The organism is Zhongshania sp., from assembly GCF_041584495.1.
Lineage (GTDB): Bacteria > Pseudomonadota > Gammaproteobacteria > Pseudomonadales > Spongiibacteraceae > Spongiibacter.
The window spans coordinates 1-25,970 of the sequence record NZ_JBFHDY010000004.1 but is presented as its reverse complement, the minus strand read 5'-3'; the positions used below and the strand labels follow the sequence as shown (position 1 = coordinate 25,970).

Genomic DNA, 25,970 nt, shown 5'->3' with positions numbered 1-25,970 from the left:
TTTGGTGCTTTTGTTAGCGAGCAAGTGCGTGACGGGGTGATCTTAGTCATGTGTTAGCTCCTTTAGTAAGCATGTTTGCGATGCGCGCACTTTTCGGCCATTCTTGGGTGGCGTGGCGCTGAGCATATAGTAGCTTAGTCCGTTTAAAGACTTTCTCTTGCTGTGTTCGTGAAGCCACTCTTGCTGTAAAGCGGTTTGCACTAATAATGTGGCCTGAAGGTAGGGGGTATTTCTTGTGTCTTTGGCTTCATAAGTACGACGCTCACAATGCCCAGTATTTACACCAATTATGTAGAAATCGTGCAATTCTTAACATCTAAAAATAAACTGCTATTTCAGTGTGAATCTGGTTTTTAACGGACGACTAAATGCTGGGTAGTTATACCTGTGTAGGCAGGTATCCATGTTGTAGGGTACAAACGGATCACATAGGTAACGCTTTTTATCGCTCAGCAACTAGCCCTTAACTTCTTTACCGTTAACGGTCGCGCTGAGTAACTCTAGTGAGTAGGTATCATCTTCGTCGGTTTGTTCAAGCCGAACGATCAGGTAATTCCAATCTTTCGCCAGCCACACGATGGTTTCGCTGTCGCTGCCTTCACGGCTGCGGCGTAGCTTCACGGTATTTAATGTGCCAACTGGGCTGTCGATGATTTCTTCACCCATTTTTTCTACTTGGTAGGTTTTGTGTTTGCCGCGGTTGACCACGGTTTGCACCATGGTGGTATCAAAGCGGCCAGAAATTAATGCCTGGCGCATTTGCAGTTGGGCGCTGAGTTGGTCAAAGGTGCCTGCCGTTAGCGGTGCCGACCATGGTTTACGGTATTTTTTATCGGTGGCGAGGGCGCGAGGCCAGTCAAAATTAATCTTTTGGTCTTGCTTGCCGCTGAAACTATTATTGTATTCATAGCGCAGTGGTCGCAGTCCCATGGTACCGTCTTCAATGATGCTTTCTTCGCTGACTTTGATAAACATCAATTTGGCGTGTTGGGATAGCCGCCAGTTATTGCCTTGTTTGCTTAAGCTGCGAGTGGCTGTGGTGGTTAGGCTATTACTGCTAATTTTGTATTCAGCTTCGTAAGGTAGAATTTTGCTTGTTTGCGCGGCTGGGGGGTTAACAGATTCCGCTTTAGTGGGTTCGGCGTTTATTAGCGCGGTTTTAGCGGGTGGGACGGGAACCAGCATTTTGGGGGCCGTGTCGTGAATGGCGCTTATGCCGCCACCGCTTGCAAATGCGTGGCTTGCAAGGGTGAAAAATACTAGTAAGAGTAGGCTATTCTTGCGGAAAAAGAATGCCTGTTTCGGGTAAGACTTGCTCATCGAATACCGCCTTTGAGTCTTGTAAAACTAAGCGTCCCTCAGCAAACCATCGCGCAGCCAAGGGGTAGATTGTATGCTCTTTGGACAGTACCCGAGTCGCAAGTGCTGCAGCATCGTCGCCAGGAAATACCGGTATTTTTGCCTGAATTATGGCGGGGCCGCCGTCTAATTCTTCGGTGACGAAGTGAACAGTGGCGCCCGCTTCACGGTCACCCGCATCGAGCGCACGCTGGTGGGTATGCAGACCAGGGTATTTAGGTAATAAAGAGGGGTGGATATTAATAAGCCGCCCCAGGTAGTGGCGAACAAAACCCGGGGTAAGGATGCGCATAAAGCCAGCGAGTACCACCAAGTCGGCGTGATAGCTATCTATGCAGGCTTGCAGGTCGGCATCGAAGGCTTCGCGACTGGCGAATTGGGTGTGGTCGATACAAGCGGTAGTGATGCCGGCTTGTTTGGCGCGTTCCAGGCCAAAGGCTCGCGCCTTATTGCTGATGACCGCGCAAATCTCGACGTTGGGTAGCCGGCCGTCTCTGCTGGCATCGATAAATGCCTGGAGGTTAGAGCCGCTACCCGAGAGCAGTATGATAAGTTTGCAGGGCATAAATTACATGCCTGCAATAGTGACGTGCGGCTCGTCTTCCCCTGCGGCTTCAATGCTGCCGATCTCTTGTGCTACTTCACCTTGCTGGGTGAGCATGTCGATAACGGCTTCGGCGTCATCGGCGGCAACCGCCATTACCATGCCAATACCGCAGTTAAAGGTGCGATACATTTCCCGTGTCTCGACATTGCCCTGTTCTTGCAGCCAGTCAAAGATGGCTGGGCGCTGCCAAGCGCTGCTGTCAATGACGGCCTTGGTGTTGCGAGGCAAAACGCGGGGGAGGTTATCCAGCAAGCCGCCGCCAGTAATGTGGGCAAGGGCGTTGACTCGATATTGCTTGATAACTCGCAGTACGGGTTTGATGTAAATTCGCGTTGGCGCCAGCAGGGTTTCCCCTAAGGTGCTATCGCCAAACGCTTGATCCAGCGTGGCGCCGCTGTGCTCAATGATCTTGCGCACTAGCGAATAGCCATTGGAATGCGGGCCGGACGAGTTGATACCTATCAACTTATCGCCGATTTTGACCGAGCTGCCGTCAATGATATTGGCTTTTTCGACCACGCCAACACAGAAACCGGCGAGATCGTAATCATCGCCTTCGTACATACCTGGCATTTCGGCGGTTTCGCCGCCGACCAGTGCACAGCCCGCCTGCTCGCAGCCGGTGCCTATGCCGCTAACAACATTGGCGGCAATATCGACATTTAGGGCGCCAGTGGCGTAGTAGTCGAGAAAGAAGAGCGGTTCCGCACCGGTTACCAGTAGGTCATTGACGCACATGGCAACCAAATCGATACCGATGGTGTCGTGAATACCCACATCCATCGCGAGTTTAAGTTTGGTGCCGACGCCGTCGGTGCCCGAAACCAGTACCGGCTCTTTATAGCCAGTTGGAATTTGGCACAGGGCACCGAAGCCGCCAAGGCCACTCATGACCTCCGGGCGACGGGTGCGTTTGGCAACATCTTTAATGCGTTCTACTAGCGCATCACCGGCATCGATATCAACGCCGGCATCTTTATAGCTTAAGCTTGGCTTACTGGTGTCAGTCATAGTCGTTGGCTGTCCTCTAAGAGGGCGCCATTCTAGCTTGATTGTGAGTTTAATTCAGCAGCAAAAGCGCGACTTTTTGCCACTACTCACGACGATGTCCCGGTTGCTTGCTACAATGGCGCCTTGGGACGGGCAAAAGGGCTTAAAACAAGTGAAGCAAATTATTAGGGTGTCGGTTGTTTTCGGGCTATTGGTCGTGGCAGGAATGAGTATAGTGATGGCCGGTACCGTGGCTAATTTATACGATGAGCAACTGGTGGTGGAATCGCAGTCACCTGAAACTCTTAAAAATGCTGCTGCTGAAGCACTGGAGCGAGTCCTTATTCGGGTCTCCGGTCGGCGTGATATCGCGAGTAATGCCGCCGTCGCCGAGGTACTGGCTAGGCCTGAGCCTTTGATTACCCAGTATCGTTATCAGCGCAGCAAGAGTGAAAGCGGTGAAACTATACTGCTGCTCAGCCTCAGCTTTTCCCCTCGGCAAGTTAATTCAGAGCTGCAGTCCGCGGGGTTGCCCGTGTGGTCGGCGAATCGCCCCGCTGTATTGGTTTGGCTGTTGGCTGATACCGCTGAGGGGCGCCAGTTTGTGGGTGCTGACAGTCAGGGTGAACTCCTTAAGGATTTAAAGGAGGTGGCGCAGCGCCGGGGTTTGGATCTACAACTGCCTTTGTTCGATCTGGCGGATTCGACGAATTTAACGAGTGATCAGCTCTGGCAGATGTCGGTGGACGATGTGCGTCGCGCCTCGGCGCGTTATTCCGCGCCATTTGTGTTGATGGGGCGCGCGTCGCAGTTTTCTACTGGGCAGTGGATTGCAAGCTGGATGGTACTGCAGGGCGATGAAGTGATCCGCCTCGATAGTGAGGGCTTAGACGGGCGAGATTTATTAGCGAGGCCAGTGGATGCACTCGCTGACCTCCAGGCGTCAAAATACTCGGTGGTGGCCAGCGGGGGCGTGAATAGCGCAAATAGTTTGATACACGTGAGTGGTATCACGAATTTTGCCGCTTACGCCGATATGCTTACCTATTTAGAGGGTTTGGCGGTGGTTCAGCATGCTAATACGGTGTGGATCTCGGATAATGACTTGATATTGGAGTTGGTATTAAATGACGATATGGAAAAAGTTAAGCGCTTTCTGAGTCTCGATGGCCGCTTGCTGGAACAGTCTGTTAGTACGATGGTAATGAACAGTGCCGCGCTATCAGTGCGAGGCTACTATCGCTGGTCGGGTCAACACCTATGAAAGCCCTGCCAAAGCCTCTGTGGGTGATTATTGGCCTTGGCCTAGTTGCCCTGCTGATTCATTTGCTGGCACCAATATTAATGCCTTTTTTACTGGCGGCAGTATTGGCTTATATGGGTGACCCGCTTGCCGATAGACTGGAGGCAAGGGGCATGGGGCGGACTTGGGCAGTAGTAACGGTGTTTGCCACCCTTAGCCTTGGTGGTGCGCTAATTATATTGGTTACCCTGCCGCTTCTGATTGAGCAGCTGCAGTTATTAATGGAGCGCTTATACGACGGACTGCGCTGGGTGCAGTCCACTGGTTTGCCTAAACTGCGTGAATATTTGGATCTGCCTGAGCAAACTCAGCCTATGGAGAGCGCTCGGGAAGCGATCAGCGAACATTGGGCGAGTGCTGGCGGCATACTTTTTTATCTGTGGGATAAGGTCAGTGGCTCCAGTTTGGCCTTGATCGCGTGGCTGGCCAATATGACCTTGGTGCCAGTGGTGACATTTTACTTGCTGAGAGACTGGGACGTCTTGATGGCGGCGATTCGCAATTTATTGCCGCGCTCGATTGAAATGCGCACCGTGCTTATTGCTAAAGAGTGCGACGAGATACTAGGTGCTTTTGCCCGTGGCCAGCTACTGGTTATGTTGGCGTTGGCCGTAGTGTATACGCTAGGGTTGTGGATAGTGGGTCTCGATTTGGCGTTGATTCTAGGCTTAGCAGCGGGTTTGGCGAGTATCGTGCCGTATCTTGGCGTTATCGTCGGTATTGGCGCAGCGGGTACGGCGGCGTTTTTTCAGTTTGACGGTCTTTGGCCGCTGGCGGGGGTCGCGGCGGTGTTTGGGTTTGGTCAGTTATTAGAGTCGATGTTGTTAACGCCGCTCTTAGTTGGCGATAAAATTGGCTTACATCCCGTAATGGTTATATTTGCGATTTTGGCGGGTGGCCAGTTGTTTGGCTTTGTCGGTATCTTGCTGGCCCTGCCTTTTGCAGCCGTGATAAAGGTGATGATTAACCATTTGCACGAATATTATAAGCAAAGTGGGTTTTACGGCGCGATTCCCGCCTCTGCCGCAGAGCGGGAGCTGGGGGATTGATGGCTAGTCAGCAGCTACCATTAGCGCTCAAACTTGACAACGATGCTACTTTTGATAACTTCTATATTGCTGATGAGCATCGGCTATTGCTTAATCAGCTTCGCCATCAAGCAATGGCGCAGGGTGAAAAATGGATTTATCTTAGCGGCGGAGTCGGTCGCAGCCACCTTTTGCAGGCATGCTGTCATTTGGCTGAAGCCAATGGTCTGTACGCTCGTTACATCCCCCTTGCGGATGTTGTGGATTATGAGCCCGGGGCCCTATTGGAAGGCTCAGAGTATTTAGATTTACTCTGCTTAGACGACCTTGACGTGGTTGCAGGGCGGCCAAATTGGGAGCGAGCGCTGTTCAATTGCTACAATCAGATGCTGACAACCGGGGCGCGGATGTTAGTTGCCTCCGCCAAGCCGATTGTTCAGCAGGGTATTGTCCTTGCCGACCTGCATTCGCGGTTGCAAAGTTTCAGTGTTTATCTGCTTCGCGATTCCGATGAGGCTACGCGACTTGCAGCATTTCAGTTTCGGGCTAGACTGCGGGGTATTAGTATTTCGGATGCCGTAGCTGAATATATTTATATGCGTTGTCAGCGAGACCTTGCGAGTTTGTTTGGGATATTGAATACTCTTGATCAAGTCAGCTTAGTGGAGCAGAGAAAATTGACTATTCCATTTATAAAAAAAGTGATGGGATGGTGATTATTTTTTGCTTGAAAAATTGGTAATGGCCCAAAATGCGGCTATTTTTAGCATGTGCATGGGAGCTTGCTTGCTAATAAGTGTTCGGGGTGCTGATTTTTAGGGATGCATTGTTCGTTGCGTGGCGTGGTAAAATTACACAAAATCAGACGTGCAAGCGTCAATGCCCGTGTTATTCTGAGTTAATGGCGTGCTTTCACGGCATAGCAAAGGAAGTTTCTAAAAAAATGAAGGGGAGTGTTATGCGTAAATTTATATTGGGTGCAGCCGTTGCAAGTTGCATGTTGCCAACGATAGCGTCTGCAGCTGAAGAAGGCACATGGTATTTGAACCCTGCAATTGGCTACCAAGTATTTGATGGTTCGCGTGACTTAACCAGCACCGAAGTTGCTTTGTTTGGTGCTGAATATGTACTCAGCAAAGACTGGGGCATTGAATTGCGTGGTTTGTACAGTGTTGCGGCAAGTGATCGCAATATTCGTGCGCTGGATCAAAAGATTCTTGGTAGTAGTGTAGATATGCTGCGTTACTTCAGCAATGACAGTAAGTTCACTCCTTACCTCGCTGGTGGTATGGGGGTTATTGAAGCGGACTATGAAAGTGGCCGTTACGACAGCCAGACCCAGTTAAACGTGGGTGGCGGTGTGCGTTATACAATTGATGAAAACTGGTCGGTTCGTGGTGACACGCGTTTGGTTTATGGTACTGATCACGAAACCCGCGACGGCAATGCTTCGATTGGCTTGAGCTACGCTTTTGGTGGCTCATCTGTTGCCAAGCCCGCGCCAAAGCCAATGATGGCTGACTCAGACGCCGATGGTGTTGAAGATAGCGTTGACCAGTGCCCGGGCACTCCAGCTGGTGTGGCCGTTGACGCTAAGGGTTGTGCTTTGGATAAAGACGGTGACGGCGTGCCAAACTACCGTGACAAGTGTCCAAATACCCCGGCAGGTCGTCAAGTTGATAAATTCGGTTGTAAGTTTGTCATCAAACACTCCGAAAGCATCAAGTTGGAAATCAACTTCCCGAACAACTCTGACGCCATTCCGGTTGCCTATGCGTCAGAGCTGAAAAAGGTCGCTGCGTTCATGACCAAGTTTGCAGGTGTGAAGGCGGTTGTTGAAGGTCATGCCGACAGCAATGGTGCTGCCGCTTATAACAAGCAGCTGTCACAGCGTCGCGCAGACTCTGTACGCAACGCGCTGATTCGCGATTACAATATTGCGGAAAATCGTCTGAGTGCAGTTGGTTATGGTGAAGAGCGCCCGATTGCTGATAACAGAACTGCGGATGGCCGTCGTGCTAACCGCCGTGTTGTTGCGGTAATGCAAGCAGAAGTTATTGAATAAGCTTCGGTAATCTCTTGGAAAAGGGGCTTCGGCCCCTTTTTTAGGTCCAAATAAAATGGCGGTACCGCCGCGATCCAAATACACCTCGCAGTAAATACGTGCGCCAGCTGCCAGCATATTCATAAAGTGCGCCACTCCTTAAATGACACAACCGCAGAGCCTCAGTCTGCGCTCGCTCGGCTTGCGCTAAAACGCCCCGTGTTTGACGCTATGTTTCCAATGATTTGTGCCATGGCCTCGCTCTTTTGTAGGCCGTGAGTTAACTGGCACGGTTCTTGTAGATGTTAGTTAGATAGCGCCGTAAATAGCTCGTGAATCACCATAATGGTGCGCTTGGCGGCGACTTGCAATTGTTCGCATGCTCTAATTTGGTGCTGCGGTGATCAGGGGAGATGCAGATGATCTTTGGGCGTAAGAATAGAAAGCCAATCACAATCACTGATAAGAAAGTTGTCGAGTGGAAATACGCTGTGTGTGGGTATTGCTCCACAGGCTGCTCAATTGAGGTTGGACTGAATGCCGAAGGCAAGCCTGTGACCAGTCGTGGCAAGGGCAATGCGCCCGTAAATCAGGGCAAGTTGTGCATAAAAGGCATTTTTGAGCACGAATTGAGTGATAGCGCTGGACGCGGCGTAGAGCCGCTCATTCGCAATAAAATATACGATGCTTTTCAGCCCACCAGTTGGGATACCGCGCTGGATAAAACTGCCGCCGAGTTTATGCGCATACAAGAAACATATGGGCGCGACAGTGTGGCGGTAGTATCTACCGGGCAATTGTTGACCGAGGAATTTTACACCCTGGGAAAATTAGTGCGGGGCGTGATCGGCACTAATAACTACGACGGCAACACGACCTTGTGCATGGCCTCTGCGGTGTCGGGCTATAAGCGCTCCTTTGGTGCCGATGGTCCGCCAGGGTGCTATGACGATTTTGAGAGCACCCACTGTTTAATGGCCTTTGGGTCCAATTTGCCGGAGCAGCACCCTATTATTTATTGGCGCTTGAAAGAGGCGCTGGAAAAACGCAAATTCCCACTGATTGTAGTGGATCCTCGGGTCACCATGTTCGCTCAGTTTGCCGATATTCATTTGCCGATTGCTCCCGGTACTGACCTTGTTCTGCTAAATGCCCTTGCCCACGTTATTTTGGCTGAAGGTCTGCAAGACGAGGCTTATATTGAAGCCCACTGTAATGGCTTTGATGAATTGCAAGCGACGGTTGCCAAATACGACCCGGTTACCGCCTCGCGGATATGCGGTATCGATGCCGATATGATTAAAAATGTAGCCCGAATTTATGCCAAGGCGCCGTCGGCGATGAGCATCTGGACCATGGGGATTAATCAGAGTACTCATGGTACTGACGGTGTGTGCGGCATTAATAACCTAAATTTGATTACCGGTAATATTGGTATTCCCGGCGGTACCAGCCTGTCTATTACGGGCCAGTGTAATGCCATGGGCACACGGGAGTGGTCGTCATGCTCGGGTTTACCTGGCTACCGCGCTCTTGAAAAACAAGAGCACCGCGACGAGGTTGCTAAATTTTGGGGTGTTGACGAAAGCTTTTTCCCTGCCAAGCGCGGCTTGCAGCAAACGGATATTTTTCCCGCGATCGAATCGGGCGAGATTAAAGCGTTGTGGATTGTCGCGACGAACCCCTTAACGTCTATGCCCAACCAGCCGCGGATTAAAAAGGCCTTAGAAAAATTGGAATTTATGGTGGTACAAGACGGCTACAAGGACTGTGAAACCGTTAATTTCGCCCATGTATATTTCCCCGCCGCGGTTTGGGGCGAAAAGGAGGGGGTCCTGACTAACACCGAGCGCAGAGTGAATTTAGTGCGTAAATTCGTTGAACCACCGGGCAATGCCAAAGCTGACCACTGGATTTTTAATGAATTGGCGAAGCGGTTTGACCGCGGGCGGGCGATGACCTTTCCAGGCAGTACCTCAGATATTTTTGATGAGATGAAGCAGTTATCGAAGGGCGCGGCGCGCAATCTCGATATATCGGGAATGAGTCATGATCTGATTGAAACCCAGCGCGGCATCCAATGGCCGATGCGTGAAGGTGACGACACCGGTAATCCGCGCTTGTATAGCGATGGGGTCTTTCCAACGCCTAATGGTAAAGCCAATTTGCTGGCCATGGATTATATCGAAGATAACGAAGTGCCCGATGATAGCTATCCGTTTTGGTTAAACAGTGGGCGGGTAATTGAACATTTTCACACCCGCACTAAGACAGGGAAAATTGGTAATTTGAATAAGTTTAGTCCAACGCCGTATATGGAAATGAACCCAGATTCGGCGCGGGAGCAGGGCGTTAAACATCAAAGCTATGTGCGGTTGGTATCAAAGCGCGGTGATGCCGTGGTCATGGTTCAGCTAACTCAGCGGGTGCCTCATAACATGGTGTTTATCCCCATGCATTATCACGATTGCGTGAATCGTCTGTCCTTGGGCTTGCTCGATCCTTATTCCCGCCAGCCCGCGTTTAAGCAGTGCGCAGTGCGCATTGAACAGATCGATCAGAAGGAAGCGGGGCGGCTTAATGTGGAGCGCCGAGCGTATTAATTGGCGCGGCGTATAGTCGCGCAGAACACCTTGTAGTCTGTCATATTGTTTTAGAGCAGCCTAGCACCAGAGGTGCGAGGCGTTCGACAAAGGGTCTTAAATATGTGGAAAGTTAGAGACGATGAACCCAGTTATGCCTTTCTTAAGGAGCCAACAGCCCCGGAGGTAAATTACTACGAGGCGCCCATCGACCTTATCGCCCGTACCGGTGGGGCTCTGCCCGCTGGTCGGGAAATGTTTATCAATGAAGAACCGGGGGTGGGTAATAACCCCAATCGCAATAAACAGCACGCCTTTCATTTTACGGCGGACAACTGCATTGGTTGCCATGCTTGCGAAGCGGCATGCAGTGAGAAAAATGACAACCCGGCGCATATCAGCTTCCGTTCGGTTGGCTATGTTGAGGGTGGCACCTACCCTGATTTTAAGCGCATGAATATTTCCATGGCCTGTAATCATTGTGATGACCCGGTGTGCTTAAAAGGCTGCCCCACGCGCGCCTATACCAAACACGTGGAATACGGCGCGGTGCTACAAGACCCAGAAACTTGTTTTGGCTGCGGTTATTGCACTTGGGTTTGCCCTTATAATGCGCCTCAGCTGGACCCGATCAAAGGTCAGGTCTCTAAATGCAATATGTGTGTAGATCGTTTAGAGGTTAATCTAAAGCCCGCTTGCGTGTCAGCTTGCCTAGGCAACGCGCTTAACTTTGGCGTTGTTGATGACCTTCCAGAAAATCGTGAGCAGGGTAAAACGAGTATTCCTGGCTTCCCAGATCCACAAATCACTCATCCTAATATTCGTTTTCAGCAAATCAAAAATATGCCCGATGAGGTCACGCGCCCAGATGGTATGGCGGTGAAATACCACAAGGATGACGACGGTCAATATCGTCCGGTGGTAGATCAAAAGAAAGGCGTAGAGAAAAAGTGGAGTCTGGGCAAACTCAGTTCACGTGAGAATCCCTTGGTCATCTTTACCCTTGTTAGCCAAACCTCGCTAGGTGTATTTTTATTGAGCTTTCTTGGCGCGCAGCTGGGCGTTGAAAGTATTATTGCCCTGCGGGATTCGGTAATGTATGTCCCGCTCATGGCCGTAACCGTTGGGCTTGCCGGTCTGGGGATGTTAATGTCGGCCACGCACCTTGGTAAACCATGGCGTTTTTATCGTGGTTTTAATAATTTGCGGCACTCGCCTGTATGTCGTGAAGGCTTGGGTATGCTCCTGTATATGGTTTTTGCGGGCCTGCATTTACTCGCGATGCTACCGGAGAATAGCGTGTTTACCGCCTTGCTGGGTGAGTGGGGTGGCTTTCCTGTCGTGGCCACGATAACGGGCTATTTGGCGCTGATTGCCGGCGCTGTTGGTCTGTACTATATGTATCGCTGCTACCGTATTCCTGCGCGGCCCTTCTGGAATCACTGGCAGACCGGTAGTGCCTTTTTGGGTACGGCGCTTACTTTGGGTGGTATTGTGCTGGGTGTCATTGGCGTGCCAACACTGATGCTAATTGGTGGCGATGGCTTGGCGATACTGAAGCTGAGCCTAGTGAGTATTGTTATTGGTGCTGTTATAGAAGGTGTTGGTTTGTGGCGTCATGGCGTGGCAATGGACAAGGCGAATAACGAAGGCAGCGTGTCTCATTATATTCAATGCACCTTGTTTGGTAAGAGCTATATGCTGCGCAATCTATTGATTCTGGCTAATCTGGTTCTTGCTGTAGCGCTTTTAAGCAGTGCAGAGCTTGGTGTTGAGACGTTGGTGGCGAGCGCATTATTGTGTGGCTCGATTATGACGACGGCATTGATTGGTCGCTGTCTGTTTTATGTCTTAGTTGTCCCTACCACCATGCCGGGTGCATTCTTTTGGAAGAACAAGGATTTTGAAGAGCATGCGCGAGATATCGGTTTGGCTAATATGCCGCAGGTTGGCGTTGTAGCACACGCGCATTAATCAGTTAGCTCAACGATAGCGAAGGCTGAGTCTTCGCTATCTTTACAACGCTATTACGCTATTACGCGATTAGCGAGGTCCAATGGAGAGGGCCAAAATCATACTTAACTCGGCCAGGGTGCGGCCACTCTCTTGTTGCATTTCATTAAAGGCCATTTGCACCTTTTTTAGATCGCGTTGCGCGGTAACTTGCGCCTTGTCGATGATGCCGACGCTTAGTAGTGCAGTGCACACGTCCTGGCTTAAAATAAAGGTATCCTTGCCACTAAAACGCAGAAAGTACTGACCAGAATTACCGCCAAGGCGGCTGCCGTGTTTTTTCATATATGCCCACAAGCCGGTGATATCATCACTTGGCCAGCCAGCTAAAAACTTGCCAAAGCTGCCGTGTTCTCGCTGGATATCGAGGATAAACAAGGCGTTGTCTTGAACCGATTTTACCTTGGTTAAATTACGCACAATACGTTTGTCACTGGCCATGGCCTCAATTTCTTCTGGCGATCTTGATGCTACCCAAATGGGTAAAAAGCCATTAAACACCTCTTCAAACCCTGGCCATTTCAGTGAAATCACCCGCCAGACAAAGCCCGCTCGAAACACGCACGCGGCCATTTCGGCTAAAAACTGCTTGTCTGGAATTGCGCCCAGCTCCTTGTTGTTTAGAACCCGAGGCAGCTGATCTTCAATGGCGGCTAAGGATCCGTGTTGAGCCAGCGCTCGCTCCAGAAAGCTACTATACAGTGTCGTCATAATATGGGATCCCTTGATCCGGGGCTATCGTCGTCAAACTTTGCTTAGCCTACCTGATGTGCGGCGAGTCGTCATGGTTGTTGTCGCGTACTGCAGACGGATGATAGAGCTATTGGCCCATAGGTGTTTATGATAGTGCAATGAAGGGCTTTATATCGCCGATACGGCTATGACATACCTTGATCACGCTGGTTGGTGCGTATACCACCTAAAATGCCATCGCGATTTTAGATTGAACGCAGGAAATAATAATGACTGAGACCAGCTGGGATCACAGCGTAGATGTATTCATTGTTGGCAGCGGCAACGGTGCGCTTACCGCCGCCTTAAGCAGCTATGAGATGGGTGTGACCGATATCCTGATTGTTGAAAAGTCAGCGAAGATTGGTGGCACCAGCGCGACCTCTGGCGGAGGGGTATGGATTCCCTGTAACCGCTACGCCAAAGCTGCTGGCGCCGAAGACAGCTTTGATGATGCTAAAGCTTATTTGTCAAACACTACCCCGGCAGGGGCTGTACCTGAGGAAATGATCGACACCTATTTACGCAATGGCCCCAAAATGATTGATTTCTTACACGAGTGCAGTGATGTTCGCTATGAAACCCTAGAGCATTACCCAGACTATTACACCAATGTAGAGGGCTCGCGTACCGGCCATCGATCGATGGAGCCGGCGCGCTTTGACTCATCATTGCTGGGCGAGGACGTTAAACGACTTCGTCCCTCACATCATATGATGCGCTTGTTTAGTCGCATTTATTTCACTCAAGTGGAAGCGGCTTTACTGACCTTGCAAGGACCTGGCTGGATTAAATTAACCATGAAGTTAATTGCCAGCTGGGCTTTGGATTTTGGGTGGCTAATCAAAGGCAACGGCCTCGGACGTGATGTTTGTACTGGTGCGGCTGGTGTGGCCAGGCTGTGGTATTCGGTTAAAAAGCGCAATATACCTTTGTGGGCAAACGCGCCAATGGAAGAGTTAATCGAAGACAATGGCCGCGTGGTCGGCGCGATCATCAAGCGTGACGGTAAGCTTGTGCGCGTGCAGGCGCGCAAGGGCGTGATTCTGGCTGCGGGCGGCTTTGAGCGCAATCAGCAGATGCGCGAGCAGTACCTGCCCGCGCCCACCAGTAGCGATTGGAGTGGCGGCGTTGCGGACAATACGGGTGATGCAATTCAGGCTGGCCTGAAACTGGGGGCGGCAACCCGGTTAATGGATGGCGCATGGTGGTGCACCACCGTGTCGGTGCCCGGTGAGCCGGCGCCTCGCCTTAGTGTGATGGAAAAATCCTACCCTGGCTCGTGTATTGTGAATTTGCGTGGTGAGCGCTTTGCCAACGAGTCGCAAAATTACATGGCGTTTCAGAAAGACCTCTATAAGCAGCACACCGAGGCGACCCCTTGCTCGCCAATGTATCAAATATTTGATGCTCGTTTTCGCCGCGACTATATCGTTGGTCCGCTGATGACGGCCTCATTGAAGCCCGATTGGACCATACCCAAAGAGTGGTTTGAAACCAAGCTGGTGGGTAAGGCGAATACCGTGCGCGAACTTGCTGAACAACTGGGCATCGACGCTGATAATTTAGAGACAACGGTAGGCAAAATGAACGGCTTTGCCAAAACCGGTAAAGATCTCGATTTTCAGCGCGGCGATTCGGCTTACGACCGCTATTACGGCGATCCGCGCTTTGAGCCAAACCCCTGTCTTGGCGCAATTGACGAGGCACCGTTTTACGCTATGCGTTTGGAGGCTGGCGATTTCGGTACCCAGGGCGGTTTGGCGACCAACCCCGATGCCCAAGTGCTTAAAGACGATGGCAGTGCTATCGCGGGTTTGTACGCAGTAGGGAATTGCAGTGCGGCAGTACTCCCGACGTATCCGGGCCCGGGCTCGACCTTGGGGCCGGCGATGACCTTTGCGTATCAAGCAGCCAAACACCTTAGCGGCTTTAAGGACTAGCCGCACTTACTAAAGTGACGCGGGCCGCCGGACCAGAGGGCGCGGTCAGCCTCATATAAAGTCCATCTTACTGACATAAAACTGTCAGCGCTTTGTCGCAATTCCTCCGTAATCTACAGCGATTCATATTTTTGTCGCATTTTCGGAGGATTCATGCAATTTAAAAAAACAGCATTATCGTGGGGGATTGCACTGGCAACGCCGCTAATCTTGGCTGCTTGTGGCGGTGACAACAATAAAACGCCTGCGTCGCAAGCCAGCGCTGAAAAAAACTTTAATCGCATTGCCGTGTACCCGGTATGCATGCAGGCCGACGCGACCTGCAATAGTGATGACGCAACGGCCGCCGAAATTGTCGCTGCCAGCACCGACGGTATGACCCTCGTTTACACCGATAGTCCCAAAGAACAGTTGGGCTTTGTCGATATCAGCAATCCTGCTGCGCCAACTGGCTTGGGTGTATTGCCGCTCGTTGGTGAACCGACGTCAGTCGCAATTAAAGGCGATTATGCGGTGGTGGGGGTCAATACCAGCAGCGATTATGTGAGTGTCTCCGGTTTGCTGGTAGTGGTGGATATTGCCACTCGCAGTATTGTTCACTCAATGGATGTTGGCGGTCAGCCAGACTCGGTGGCGGTGAGCCCAGACGGTAGCTATGCCGCCGTGGTGATCGAAAATGAGCGTGACGAAGATCTTAATGATGGTGCTTTGCCGCAAACGCCAGCGGGTAAGTTGGTGGTGGTAAATTTAAGCGGAGCGCCCGCTGACTGGACCAGCAGCGCCGTGGAGCTCACAGGGCTAGCGGGTTTATACCCAACTGATCCAGAGCCTGAGTTTGTGGATATCAATGCCGATAATATTGCGCTTGTTTCCATGCAGGAAAACAACCACATCGTCCTTGTTGATCTTACTGACGGCAGTATCGTGAAATCCTTCAGTGCAGGAACTGTCGATTTGACTGGGATCGATGCCAATGAAGATGATGTGATTAACCAGAGCGAATCGCTAAGCGACGTATTGCGTGAGCCCGATGGTGTGAGCTGGTTGTCTACGGAATATTTTGTTACCGCCAATGAGGGAGACCTCGACGGTGGCAGTCGTAGTTTTAGTGTTTTTAATACCGCTGGCGACGTGGTTTTCGAGGCCGGTAATAGTCTAGATCAACTGACGGCCCGTATTGGCCACTACCCTGAGTCGCGCTCCGAAAACAAAGGTAATGAACCGGAAAACGCGGAGTACGGCGTATTTGGTGAAGACCGCCTACTCTTTGTGAATTCGGAGCGAGCTAGTGTGGTGTTTGTATACGACGTGGCCGATTTTACCAAGCCGGTATTAAAGCAAGTGCTCCCTGCCGGTGCCGGGCCGGAGGGCGCCTTGGCCATACCCGCGCGCAATTTGCTCATTGCTGCCAGTGAAGAAGATGACCGTGGCGCCGTTATTCGCTCAGGTCTGAATATATATCAGTACGGTATAGCGCCGGCCAGCTACCCAACCATCGTATCCAATGATCGTGACGATGGCTCGCCAATTCCTTGGAGCGCATTGTCTGGTTTGTCCGCCGACCCGTCGGATGGCACCTTGGTATACGCGGTGGATGACAGCTACTACAAGAAAAATCGGATTTTCACCTTAGATGTTAGCCAGCAACCCGCCGTAATCACCACCGAAACTCATATTATCGACAGCAACGGGGTGTTAGCTAACTTACCATTGGGTACCTTGCCCGCGGGTACAGTTAACGATGACAAGACGGTTAATATCGACCCAGAAGGTGTTGTCAAACTGGCCGATGGCGATTTTTGGATTGCCTCAGAGGGCAAGGGCAATCAGATTGATGGGGCTGTTACCAGTAGGAATGTGCTAATTAACACCGACGCCGATGGTCTTATTCAAAAGGCGGTGACTTTGCCTGCAGCGGTGAATTTGCTTCAGCGCAACAATGGTTTTGAGGGGGTAGCTGAGTACGAGGGTAAACTGTATGTCGCGTTCCAGCGCGCTTGGCAAAATGAAGATGCGGTTCGGATTGGTATCTATGATATCGCCGCCGAAAGCTGGAGCTTCTTATTTTACTCGCTCGATGCGCCGGAATCTCAACATGGTGGCTGGGTTGGCTTATCGGAAATTACTGCCATAGGTGGTGGCGAGTTCGTGGTGATCGAACGGGATAATCAGGGCGGGCCAGACGCGGCCATCAAGCGCTTGTATAAATTCGACACGACTGGCCTCGCCGATGGCGCCACAGTGACTAAAACCTTGGTTCGCGACGTATTGCCGGATATGAAAACCACCGGTGGTCTTGTTACCGAGAAAATTGAAGGTTTGGCCTTGTTAGCCAATGGCGATTTACTGATGGTGAACGATAACGATGGCGTTGATGACAGCAACGGTGAAACCCAATTAATGAATTTGGGTAAGTTATTCTAAAACCCAGCTCGATCTACAGCTAAAGCCCGCCGTTGTGCGGGCTTTTTGCTTTTGAGCTTGGGGTGCTAAGGTGGTGCCGATTACAGCGCTTCTTCGACCGGAGGTTTGTAATTTTGACGCATTAATTTTCTTTGTTGCGCGGGTGTAGCTCCTCTTATATTGAGTAGGAATGGATGTATGCGGCAACAAAAGGGATTTTATATGCGAATCACAAGGCCTCTATTATCTAGAGTCATTGTTGTGGTCATGGCGCTTAATATAAGCGCTTGCACAACTACCCGAGCTTACCAACCAACAGTGAACAGTCCGCCGCCGCTATTGCCTGGCAAGTCTTATCAAGTTTCCTTTGTTAATGGTAAACATGAGGCCCGAGTCATTGCGGCGGTGAATGAAAATGGCTTTAGTGATAAAGCAGGGCATAGCCATTTGCTTTCTGAAGTAACGAAGTTTCAGAGCAACATTTTAGCTTTCTTAAGACAACGGGCGCTGTTGCGGCAGGAACACGAGTTTTTTTGATGGCGGCTGGTATCTACTTGGTAGAAAAATATTTGAAGATGGTGGCTCACGTGGTGACAATGTTTCCATGCCTATGCAAGCGAAATGACAAATCTTATTATGCGAGCCCCCAGAGCTAGGAAAAATACTGATCGACAATATCTCGTAGTTTGTCTGCCGACAACGGTTTACTGCAATACGCGATGACAGAGGGGTGAGACTCCGCGCGCTCATGATCGCTGGGGTTGACCGAGGTTGATAGTATGATAATGACTGGCTGACGAAGGTCTTGAGGAACAATGTCTTCGTAACGATTGAGAAACTCCCAGCCGTCAATAACGGGCATATTAATATCTAAAAATATTAAGTCGGGTAGGCGCTGATTTTTTTTGACTGCGTCGCCAAGCATGTTTAGGGCATCACCAGCATGGTTGTAGGCAGTGACTATTTTACAAACCTTGGCTTTCTCGACGATCATCTGATGGTAATAATTGTCGGCACCACTATCGTCAATTAATATGATTTTCTCAAGCTTGTTCGTCATAGTGTAATCACCTTGGGTATGGTAAAGCTGAAGGTGCTGCCCTTGTTCAAACTTGAGTCCACCCAGATTTTCCCGCCGTGTAAATTGATTACTTTTTTGCAGTTGGCGAGGCCAATGCCACTGCCAGGGTACACGTCTTGGCTGTGGAGTCGTTTAAATATCATAAAAATTTGGTCGAGATACTCGGCCTCTATACCAATGCCGTTATCGCTGACAGTAAAGCACCAGTCCTTGCCTTTATCAACGCAGACAATATCTATTTGCAAATTAGTGTCGGCTTTTTTGAATTTAAGGGCATTGCTAATGAGGTTTAGGAATAGCATGTGCAGCTCGGTTTCAAAGCCGCTAATGGTGGGTAGCTTGGCAATACTGATATTGGTGTTGCTGTGGTCGATAGCGGCGTCTAAGTCGGCAATGACGTCTGCCACGAGATTATTGCAATTAATTTGCGCGAGGGTCGGTTCGCGGCCTATTCGACTGTAAGACATTAGGCCAAAGACCAAGTTGCGCATGCGCTCGGCCGCTTCACTAATAAATTTAACGGACAGTAAGACCCGTTCGCTTTGTTCCTTGCCCGCGAGTTCTTCTTCCAGAAGCTCGCTGAAATTGCTCAAGGTACGGAGTGGTTCCTGAAGATCGTGGGAGGCGGCAAAGGCAAATTGGGCTAATTCCTCATTGGATGCCTCAAGACGTACTACGGATTTTTGCAGTTCCTGTGCTTTGTATTGATAGCTTTCAGACATGCGCTCGGCAAATAACAGGGCGCGTCGATTTGCCCGTGAGAGCAGCAGAAATAGGCTGAGCAGCATTGTGTCGATAAAAATACCGCCAATCAGTATCAGGGTCGGCTGCGAGTTTTGGGTTTCCGTGCGAAATGCTTTGGTTGACCACACGTTGACCTGCCACTGGCGGCCGTAAACATCGATTGGATAGGTTTTGGTGAAGAGTGGCTCGGGGTCGAAGTCCGTTTCATTGGCGGTGTTTTCGTCGTAGAGGTAGTCGCCATTGTCACTAATGCTAATGCCGACTTGGCGACGGCTTTTTTCTAATGTGCCGCGCATAAGTTTATGGACAACAAACGGCGCATAGACCATGCCGGCAAAATTGTTGCGTCTCGCGCTTAAGTCGTCGTTTTGCAAGTCTGTGTAAAAGGGCGCATAGAATAAAAAACCCGGTGTTTTTTCGGCGTCTTGTACCAAGATAATGGGGCCAGTAATTTGCGCTTGGCCACTATCTCTGGCTTTTAATGCGGCATTTAGGCGGTTAGCTTCGTGGGCGACGTCTAAGCCGACCGCCGCTAAATTGTCTTTAGCGGGTTCGATATACGTTATGGGGAGTAAATAGTCGTTATTGTGCTGGGGGTGTATGGCGTAATTGGGGCGGAGTTGACGTTGCGCTTGTAGGTAGCTGTCGAGCTTGTCGGCTTGCACATTGTGGATGACGCCAATGCCATTGATGCCTTTGTACTTTGCAGGTAAATGCAGCTCGGTGGCAAATGCCTGCCACTGCTGATTGTCTATGCTGCCTTTGTGAGAACTGATGGTCGCGACTCCGGCCCAGAGTGCGTCTTCGTATTTTTGTAGGCGCTCGGATATAAGGGTAATAACTTGGTCTGCCTCGCGCTCAAAACGGTTTTCTATTTTGTCTTGTACCTGTATGCGGGAGTATTGCCACACACCAAGCGTTAACAGAAGTGACAAGCAAACCACTAGCCAGTGAAACCAGTGCAGGCCACCTGCCTTTTGGAGTGCTTGCTGTTCCGTACGTATTGCGACTTGATCGGTTTCTTGGTTGTGGCTGTTGGTCATAAAATAAGCAAAAAATCAGTAGTTGGCAAAATTGCTAAATCGACTGGCTTGGTGCATTACATGTTCGTGGCAAAAGTGCACCTCAAGTACTTGAACTATATAGGAACAATACCGTTCCGTCAGAATTCTCGACAGTATAGGCAACGAATAGGGAAGCTGCCGCTCGCGAGCGGCAAAATTTAGCGGGCTGACTACGCCGCGCTTGATTGCAGCGCAGCCAGCGGGATTGCAGAATTACTTTTGCGCGGCGCTGAGGCCTGCGCGACGACCGAAATAGGTGACGTCACCTACCGACATGCCGCTGGCGTAGCCAGCGGCAGTGCGCGGTATTCCAGCGGTGGTTCGACCCGCAGCATAAAGTCCGGGAATAACGTCGCCGTCAGGATTAAGCACTTCGCCGCTGGCTAGGGTATCTAGACCGCCGAGGGTAAAAAACGGATAGAAGGGGCCGCGACCTAAGGTGCAATCCAAGGCCACATAGGGCGGTGTGAGTGGTCGGAGCCACGCCGTCGCTTTGTGAAACAAGGGGTCTTTGCCTTCGCTGGCGCCAGCATTGTATTGGCTTACAGTGTGTTGCAGGCTACCTGCGGGTAATTCTAATTCTTGTTCTAATTCGACTACGCTGTCGCCGGTTCCCGCCACCTGCGCACCGAGATAACTCATTTTCTCGTAGTCGCCATAGCCTTCAACATCGGTAATAAAGTAAATGCGTTGGGCATTGCCTTGGGCCATTAAGGCGTTATAGCCAACACGGCCGTGATAGCAGTCTTCATTAATAAACCGCTGGGCCTTGTCGTTGATTAAAATACCGTAGGTAAGTGAAGCTGGGGGGTAATACGGCAGGCTGACAAAGCATTCGTGCATATTGGTGGTGCCAGCCCCCACTCCCATGCCCATGAGAATGCCGCTGCCGATATCGCCCGGATTGCCGATGGGAATTAGACCACGGTCAAAGGTGGGCGCGTATTTGCGCACCATGGCTTCGTTCATGCAGAAACCGCCGGCGCACAATATGACGCCTTTGCGGGCGCGCACGGCTTTTTCTTGTTGATCGATGCGCACGACGATGCCTTCAACTTCACCCTTGTCATTGCTAATTAAGGTCAGTGCGCGGCTATCGTAGTGGACGTCTACTTGGCGACTGTGTACTGCCTCAGTGAGAATCTTCATTAGCAGGGGGCCGCCATTGTCGCCCTCTACTTCGAGGTTGTGGCCACGGGGTACTGGCCTGGCATGCTCGGTAAAGGGGTAGGCTTTTTCATTGCCAGTGAACAGCAGGCAGTCGTCGGTTAAGGCCATGATCGCCCGTTCTTTCAGCTCGCTCATTTTAAAGGGCACGCCAAGACCGGTGAGCCACTGGTAATGATTGAGACTGTTTTCGCAGTAGTCGCGAATTTTACTGTCGTCGGCCTGATTGCCAAAACAGGCTTTTAGGTAATTCACCATATTCTCGGTGTCGTCGTGATAACCACAAGCTTGCTGGACGGGGGTGCCGCCATTACCGCCCATATAGATTTCAGCGCTAGACAGGGCCGTGGAGCCACCGCTGGCACTGGCTAATTCAAAAATAGTAACTTTGGCACCGGCGTCGGCCGCTTCTATCGCGGCAGCTGCCCCGGCGCCGCCGAAACCAATAATGGCAACGTCGGTTTCGATGTCCCAGTGCTGAATATCGCCGCTGTTACGGGGCTTGCTGGCAGTGGTTTTTGCTGCTGTCGTCATGGGGCTACCTATTCATCTTATTGTCTACGCGCACGAGTGCTGATGCTTTACCGAGTGCAAATTGTGCGTGGCAGCCATTACGCGGTAAATGATCTGTTTGCAGTACATAAAAAAGGCTGCCGAAGCAGCCTTTTTAATTAGTGTTGATTAATACTCGTAAAACACATCAAGCCCGAAGGTGCGCGGTTCGCCCCAGATCACTGAGCGGTCAGCTTGGGGTAGATTGTCGACGGCGGTTAATTCGTATTCCGTGTCGAGCAGGTTCTTCGCCCATATGCCTGCACCTAGACGTCCGTCGGCAAAGGCGATGTCGCTTAAGCTAAGCCGCGCATTAACTAACTCGTACTGGCGCAAATGCGTATTCTTTACATTTTCAGCGCGGGAGCCACCGTTGCGCTCGTCCATATAGTTTACGCTGATATTCGCGCTACCGGTGCCCCAATCGGCGTGAAACAAAGTGTAATCAGCCGACAGAGTGAAGGAGTTTTCAGGCGCAGAGAAGAACACGAACTTATCTGAGGCATCGTTGCCGTTTATGTCAGTCGCTTTGGTTACCTCGGTATTGAGGTAGGCGTAGTTGGCCATCAACAACAGCTCGCGGGTCAGCATAAACGTAATGTCGGTTTCAAAGCCGTACATTTCTGCTTCACCGGCGTTGGTGACCTTGGTGTCTGCGACGGTGCCGGTCAGGATAAAGTTTAATTGCATGTCTTCGTATTGGCTAAAAAAGACGTTGGCATTGATACGTAGGCGGCGATCCATCAGTTCGCTTTTTAGACCTAGCTCATACGAGGTGACGTATTCTGCATCAAAGCCGTCTGCATAACCAAAGCCATAGTCATTGCCGTCGGTTGCGGGGCCTTGATTGCCGTCTTTTTGTGGGTCGCGGGTATTAAAACCGCCAGATTTATAGGCCTCAACACGTTTACCGTAAATATTGATGTCGTCAGTGATGTCATATTCCGCGACAAAGCTGAAGGAGTCATTGCTAAAGTCTTGTGACGCGGGAATACTATCAAAATTACGGCAGTCGGCGTTGAGTGGATTACCGCCACACTGCACAAAGGAGACGTCAATTGCGCTCAAGGCGGTTTCTGCTATCGTCATATCCCGCTGGAACTTAACCGTTTTACGTTCGTCCTCGGAGTGACGCGCGCCAAAGGTTAGGTGAAGACGTTCACCCAGTATTTGGGGTGTCCACGTAAACTGACCAAAAATCGCGGCGGCGCTATTGTCGATGTCGTATTTCTGGCTGAGCATGTTGACCGCACGGAACGTCGTTAGCGGATCAGTAATGCCGCCTAGTAAGGCGCCAATACCGGGAATGGCAGCGGTCGAGGGCAGGCCGAGGTTTATCGGACCGCTCAGCTGGTGGTGCAGGGGCGTGTTATCTTCCTGCGCGGTTTCTTCAAAGTAATAGGCACCCACAATATAGTCCACACTGCCGTCGAAGGCGTCGCCGCTCAATTGCAGCTCATGGGAAAACTGCTCTTGAGAAACCTTGGGGTAGACCAGTGGGGTGCATTGACCAGCACCAAGCACAAACTCTGCTGCTTGGCCGCAATATTCGTTGGAGTCTAGACGGAAGACTTTTTTGCTGGTGCTGCCATTGCCGTGGGGGTCTTGGTCGGGCTCTAGGCCTTTGCCACCACCGAGGTCGGCGTAGGATTGGTCGTAAAGCTCACGGAAGGCGCCAATATATTTCAATTGAACGTGATTAAATTCCTTGGTGAGAGTAAGGGCATGGCCTTCTATATCAGTTGATGATTGTTCAAAATTTGCAATAGTCGAAACGCTTTGTTGGCGGCTAGGTGAGTAGCTACTGTAGGTGCTAGCGTCCACTAAATCGGCTTGGCTCCCTGATATCGGGGTGCGCTTTCGAACATGCTGATACTGGCTGTTGTAATAGTCAAAATCAGATTTGTCGTAGGCGTAGTCTAGCGCGAGGGTGTCGCTAATATCCCACCGTAAATCAAAGCGAAAGCCGTCGACATCGCGGTCGCCAAAGTCGCCACCTGGACCGTTGTTGGCAACATGGCCGTCTTGCATGGTTTGCAGCGCCGCGAGTTTAACAGCCAAGGTATCGGTCAGGGGGATATTGACCATGGTCTTGGAGGTAAAAAGATCGCGATTGCCAAAGGTCAGCTTTTGCTTCAATTCAACGGTGTCAGTGGTCGGCTTTTTGGTGATTAGATTAATCGCGCCGCCGGTCGTGTTACGACCATAGAGCGTGCCCTGAGGACCTCGCAATATTTCGATGCGTTCCAAATCTGCAACATCCAAGGCGGTGCCGGTAGAGCGGGCAATGTAGACGCCGTCTACGTATATGCCTACTGGTGGATCTTGGGTTATTTGGGCGTCAGAAATGCCAATGCCGCGAATAAAAATTCGTAAAGTGGCGTTATTGATTGGAAATGGTTCAATAGTGAGGCTGGGAACCTTAGAGCCGATATCGCCTAAACTGCTAATACCTTCAATTTCGAGGCGTTCACTGCCAAACGCAGTCAGTGAAATGGGCGTATCCTGCAGTGATTCAGCCTTCTTTTGGGCCGTCACAATCACCTCTTCGAGAGCAAACTTCTCTTGTGCTAGGGCGTTGGTGCCGATAGCTGATAAGCTGATGCCGCTGATTGCTGCTATGAATTTTAGCCTTTTTTTGTTCATGACTGCCTCTTGACATCTTGGTGCATTATCGCGATAAATCGATTTTTATATTTATTAATTCGTAATTATGTATCTTATATATTACGCGTAAGTTAATTCATGTGATCTAGGTTACACAATCGTTACTTTTTGATCTTACCATAGCTAGGTGTTGCTTGGTGTTAAATACATGAGATTTTTTCTGGATTTTACTCAGTGATACTGCCATAGCAGTATTAGATTAGTGGTTTTACTCAGTCTAATCGCTTTTCTATGTTGACGGTGAGTATTAGTGCGAGCCGATAAGGCTGGTTATAATGCCCCTCGCTGAAATATTTTTTCTATAATTTGGAGCAGGGACCTTATGATCATCAAGCCTCGTGTGCGCGGTTTTATGTGTGTAACCACTCACCCCAAGGGTTGTGAAGCCAATGTTAGTCAGCAAATTGACTACGTTAAGGCTCAGGGCGCGATCAACGATGGCCCCAAGCGCGTATTGGTTATTGGTGCATCGACGGGCTATGGTCTAGCCTCGCGTATCACCGCCGCGTTTGGCGCCCGTGCCGCTACGCTCGGGATTTTCTTTGAGAAAGAAGGCATTGACCGAAAGCCCGGCACTGCAGGTTGGTATAACTCAGCAGCATTCCACAAGTTTGCCGAAGCCGAGGGTCTGTACGCTAAAAGTATTAATGGCGACGCCTTTTCAGACGAGATTAAAGAAAAAACCATCGCTCAGATTAAAGCGGATCTGGGCCAGATAGACCTGGTGGTCTACAGCTTGGCGTCACCCCGCCGTCAGCACCCGAAAACCGGTGTGGTGCATAACTCAACGCTGAAGCCGATTGGTAAGGATGTTACCCAGCGCGGCGTGAATACTGATAAAGAAACCATTGAAAACTTCACCTTGATGGCGGCGAGTGATGAAGAGATCAATAACACTGTCGCTGTCATGGGGGGGGAAGACTGGCAGATGTGGATTGATGCCCTAGATGACGCCGGTGTATTGGCCGATGGCGCCAAGACTACTGCGTACACCTATTTGGGTGATCGCCTGACGTGGGATATATACTGGCATGGCACTATTGGCGCCGCTAAAAAAGATCTTGATAAGCGGGTGATTAATATTCGTGAACGTCTCGCGGCCAAAGGCGGCGATGCTCGCGTGTCGGTATTAAAGGCGGTAGTAACCCAAGCGAGTTCGGCAATCCCTGTTATGCCACTGTATTTGGCGCTGTTGTTTAAAGTCATGAAGAGTGATGGTAGCCATGAGGGCTGCATTGAGCAGGTTTATGGCTTGTTTAAAAATAGCTTGTACGGCGCTGAACCGATTCGTGACGAGGAGGGCAGATTGCGCGCGGATGGTCTGGAAATGCGACCAGAAATTCAAGACGCGGTTGCTAAAATGTGGGAGGCAGTAAGCACTGAGAACCTACTTGAAACCACTGATTTCGCGGGGTATAAACGCGAGTTTTTGCGCCTGTTCGGGTTTGAAATCGACGGTGTTGATTACGATGCCGATGTCGACCCAGTGGTTGGAATCAACAATATGGTCTGACACAGCAACTCGGTGTTTAAAAAGGAAGCTCAGGCTTCCTTTTTTATGCGTGCGCCAGGCATGGCGCGTAGCGCCGTGACGGGCGCTGTTCCAAACCGCGTGGTGGCGATTGGATGACTTGGTGGTGAGAGTCCACTATCGGCCCGGCAAGGGGAACGATTAGCCGAACGGCAAGGGT

The 25,970-nt window shown here is 50.7% G+C and carries 18 protein-coding genes; 10 read left to right on the top strand and 8 right to left on the bottom strand.

The window, feature by feature from the left end; all coding sequences use genetic code 11:
• Positions 1–456: 456 nt before the first annotated feature.
• From ABYP33_RS01365 to purM, 3 genes are read right to left on the bottom strand one after another with little or no spacing between them, the layout of a single operon-like run.
• On the bottom strand, positions 457–1,320 hold the full coding sequence (locus ABYP33_RS01365; RefSeq protein WP_373087484.1) for a DUF3108 domain-containing protein: 864 nt from the start codon (positions 1,318–1,320) through the stop codon (positions 457–459).
• Complete coding sequence (purN, locus tag ABYP33_RS01360) at positions 1,274–1,924, bottom strand: phosphoribosylglycinamide formyltransferase (RefSeq protein WP_373087482.1); 651 nt, start codon at positions 1,922–1,924, stop codon at positions 1,274–1,276. Before purN ends, ABYP33_RS01365 begins: the two co-directional genes overlap by 47 nt.
• Positions 1,925–1,927: 3 nt before the next feature.
• Positions 1,928–2,977, bottom strand: coding sequence for a phosphoribosylformylglycinamidine cyclo-ligase (gene purM, locus ABYP33_RS01355; RefSeq protein WP_373087480.1), 1,050 nt, complete (start codon positions 2,975–2,977; stop codon positions 1,928–1,930).
• Positions 2,978–3,020: 43 nt separating this feature from the next.
• Between purM and ABYP33_RS01350 the strand changes: the two genes are divergently transcribed.
• From ABYP33_RS01350 to ABYP33_RS01325, 6 genes are all read left to right on the top strand, one after another.
• Positions 3,021–4,220: a DUF2066 domain-containing protein gene (locus ABYP33_RS01350; RefSeq protein WP_373087478.1), complete on the top strand. Its 1,200-nt coding sequence runs from the start codon at positions 3,021–3,023 to the stop codon at positions 4,218–4,220.
• Entirely contained in the window at positions 4,217–5,308 is a 1,092-nt protein-coding gene (locus tag ABYP33_RS01345) for an AI-2E family transporter (RefSeq protein ID WP_373087476.1), read from the top strand. Before ABYP33_RS01350 ends, ABYP33_RS01345 begins: the two co-directional genes overlap by 4 nt.
• Positions 5,308–6,003, top strand: a complete 696-nt coding sequence (gene hda / locus ABYP33_RS01340; protein WP_373087473.1) for a DnaA regulatory inactivator Hda — start codon at positions 5,308–5,310, stop codon at positions 6,001–6,003. The genes ABYP33_RS01345 and hda overlap by 1 nt, the downstream gene beginning before the upstream one ends.
• Positions 6,004–6,245: 242 nt before the next feature.
• Positions 6,246–7,352, top strand: a complete 1,107-nt coding sequence (locus ABYP33_RS01335) for an OmpA family protein (protein WP_373087471.1) — start codon at positions 6,246–6,248, stop codon at positions 7,350–7,352.
• Positions 7,353–7,750: 398 nt separating this feature from the next.
• Positions 7,751–9,934, top strand: a complete 2,184-nt coding sequence (locus ABYP33_RS01330; RefSeq protein WP_373087469.1) for a molybdopterin oxidoreductase family protein — start codon at positions 7,751–7,753, stop codon at positions 9,932–9,934.
• Between the two features lie 102 nt (positions 9,935–10,036).
• The gene (locus ABYP33_RS01325) at positions 10,037–11,887 is read left to right on the top strand and encodes a DmsC/YnfH family molybdoenzyme membrane anchor subunit (protein WP_373087467.1); all 1,851 of its coding nucleotides are present in this window, start codon (positions 10,037–10,039) and stop codon (positions 11,885–11,887) included.
• A gap of 69 nt (positions 11,888–11,956) precedes the next feature.
• On the opposite strand, the gene ABYP33_RS01320 is transcribed toward ABYP33_RS01325, so the two are convergent.
• Positions 11,957–12,637 carry a DNA-3-methyladenine glycosylase I gene (locus ABYP33_RS01320; RefSeq protein ID WP_373087464.1) on the bottom strand — a complete coding sequence of 227 codons (681 nt, stop codon included), beginning with the start codon at positions 12,635–12,637 and terminating at the stop codon, positions 11,957–11,959.
• 251 nt (positions 12,638–12,888) lie between these two features.
• On the opposite strand from ABYP33_RS01320, the gene ABYP33_RS01315 reads away from it, so the two are divergent.
• The 3 genes from ABYP33_RS01315 to ABYP33_RS01305 all read left to right on the top strand — a co-directional run bounded on the left by ABYP33_RS01315 (position 12,889) and on the right by ABYP33_RS01305 (position 17,541).
• A complete protein-coding gene (locus ABYP33_RS01315; RefSeq protein ID WP_373087462.1) occupies positions 12,889–14,601 on the top strand; it encodes an FAD-binding protein in 1,713 nt (570 codons plus the stop codon).
• 153 nt (positions 14,602–14,754) lie between these two features.
• Positions 14,755–17,025 carry an esterase-like activity of phytase family protein gene (locus ABYP33_RS01310; RefSeq protein ID WP_373087460.1) on the top strand — a complete coding sequence of 757 codons (2,271 nt, stop codon included), beginning with the start codon at positions 14,755–14,757 and terminating at the stop codon, positions 17,023–17,025.
• Between the two features lie 177 nt (positions 17,026–17,202).
• Positions 17,203–17,541, top strand: coding sequence for a hypothetical protein (locus tag ABYP33_RS01305; protein ID WP_373087458.1), 339 nt, complete (start codon positions 17,203–17,205; stop codon positions 17,539–17,541).
• Positions 17,542–17,656: 115 nt separating this feature from the next.
• On the opposite strand, the gene ABYP33_RS01300 is transcribed toward ABYP33_RS01305, so the two are convergent.
• The 4 genes from ABYP33_RS01300 to ABYP33_RS01285 all read right to left on the bottom strand — a co-directional run bounded on the left by ABYP33_RS01300 (position 17,657) and on the right by ABYP33_RS01285 (position 24,258).
• Positions 17,657–18,064: a response regulator gene (locus tag ABYP33_RS01300; RefSeq protein WP_373087456.1), complete on the bottom strand. Its 408-nt coding sequence runs from the start codon at positions 18,062–18,064 to the stop codon at positions 17,657–17,659.
• Entirely contained in the window at positions 18,061–19,872 is a 1,812-nt protein-coding gene (locus ABYP33_RS01295; protein WP_373087454.1) for a CHASE domain-containing protein, read from the bottom strand. The genes ABYP33_RS01300 and ABYP33_RS01295 overlap by 4 nt, the downstream gene beginning before the upstream one ends.
• Positions 19,873–20,106: 234 nt before the next feature.
• A complete protein-coding gene (locus tag ABYP33_RS01290) occupies positions 20,107–21,594 on the bottom strand; it encodes an FAD-dependent oxidoreductase (RefSeq protein WP_373087452.1) in 1,488 nt (495 codons plus the stop codon).
• A 147-nt stretch (positions 21,595–21,741) separates the two neighbouring features.
• The gene (locus ABYP33_RS01285) at positions 21,742–24,258 is read right to left on the bottom strand and encodes a TonB-dependent receptor (RefSeq protein ID WP_373087449.1); all 2,517 of its coding nucleotides are present in this window, start codon (positions 24,256–24,258) and stop codon (positions 21,742–21,744) included.
• 343 nt (positions 24,259–24,601) lie between these two features.
• Here ABYP33_RS01285 and fabV point away from each other — a divergent pair, with 343 nt between their 5' ends.
• Positions 24,602–25,792, top strand: coding sequence for an enoyl-ACP reductase FabV (fabV, locus tag ABYP33_RS01280; RefSeq protein ID WP_373087446.1), 1,191 nt, complete (start codon positions 24,602–24,604; stop codon positions 25,790–25,792).
• Positions 25,793–25,970: the final 178 nt, after the last annotated feature.

Bases quoted from the DNA above. Each gene is read 5' to 3' on its own strand.
- ABYP33_RS01310 (WP_373087460.1), top strand. From the start codon at position 14,755: ATGCAATTTAAAAAAACAGCATTATCGTGGGGGATTGCACTGGCAACG.
- fabV (WP_373087446.1), top strand. From the start codon at position 24,602: ATGATCATCAAGCCTCGTGTGCGCGGTTTTATGTGTGTAACCACTCAC.
- ABYP33_RS01335 (WP_373087471.1), top strand. From the start codon at position 6,246: ATGCGTAAATTTATATTGGGTGCAGCCGTTGCAAGTTGCATGTTGCCA.
- ABYP33_RS01295 (WP_373087454.1), bottom strand. From the start codon at position 19,872: ATGACCAACAGCCACAACCAAGAAACCGATCAAGTCGCAATACGTACG.
- ABYP33_RS01325 (WP_373087467.1), top strand. From the start codon at position 10,037: ATGTGGAAAGTTAGAGACGATGAACCCAGTTATGCCTTTCTTAAGGAG.
- ABYP33_RS01345 (WP_373087476.1), top strand. From the start codon at position 4,217: ATGAAAGCCCTGCCAAAGCCTCTGTGGGTGATTATTGGCCTTGGCCTA.
- purN (WP_373087482.1), bottom strand. From the start codon at position 1,924: ATGCCCTGCAAACTTATCATACTGCTCTCGGGTAGCGGCTCTAACCTC.
- ABYP33_RS01320 (WP_373087464.1), bottom strand. From the start codon at position 12,637: ATGACGACACTGTATAGTAGCTTTCTGGAGCGAGCGCTGGCTCAACAC.
- ABYP33_RS01300 (WP_373087456.1), bottom strand. From the start codon at position 18,064: ATGACGAACAAGCTTGAGAAAATCATATTAATTGACGATAGTGGTGCC.
- ABYP33_RS01305 (WP_373087458.1), top strand. From the start codon at position 17,203: ATGCGGCAACAAAAGGGATTTTATATGCGAATCACAAGGCCTCTATTA.
- purM (WP_373087480.1), bottom strand. From the start codon at position 2,977: ATGACTGACACCAGTAAGCCAAGCTTAAGCTATAAAGATGCCGGCGTT.
- hda (WP_373087473.1), top strand. From the start codon at position 5,308: ATGGCTAGTCAGCAGCTACCATTAGCGCTCAAACTTGACAACGATGCT.
- ABYP33_RS01315 (WP_373087462.1), top strand. From the start codon at position 12,889: ATGACTGAGACCAGCTGGGATCACAGCGTAGATGTATTCATTGTTGGC.
- ABYP33_RS01365 (WP_373087484.1), bottom strand. From the start codon at position 1,320: ATGAGCAAGTCTTACCCGAAACAGGCATTCTTTTTCCGCAAGAATAGC.
- ABYP33_RS01285 (WP_373087449.1), bottom strand. From the start codon at position 24,258: ATGAACAAAAAAAGGCTAAAATTCATAGCAGCAATCAGCGGCATCAGC.
- ABYP33_RS01290 (WP_373087452.1), bottom strand. From the start codon at position 21,594: ATGACGACAGCAGCAAAAACCACTGCCAGCAAGCCCCGTAACAGCGGC.
- ABYP33_RS01330 (WP_373087469.1), top strand. From the start codon at position 7,751: ATGATCTTTGGGCGTAAGAATAGAAAGCCAATCACAATCACTGATAAG.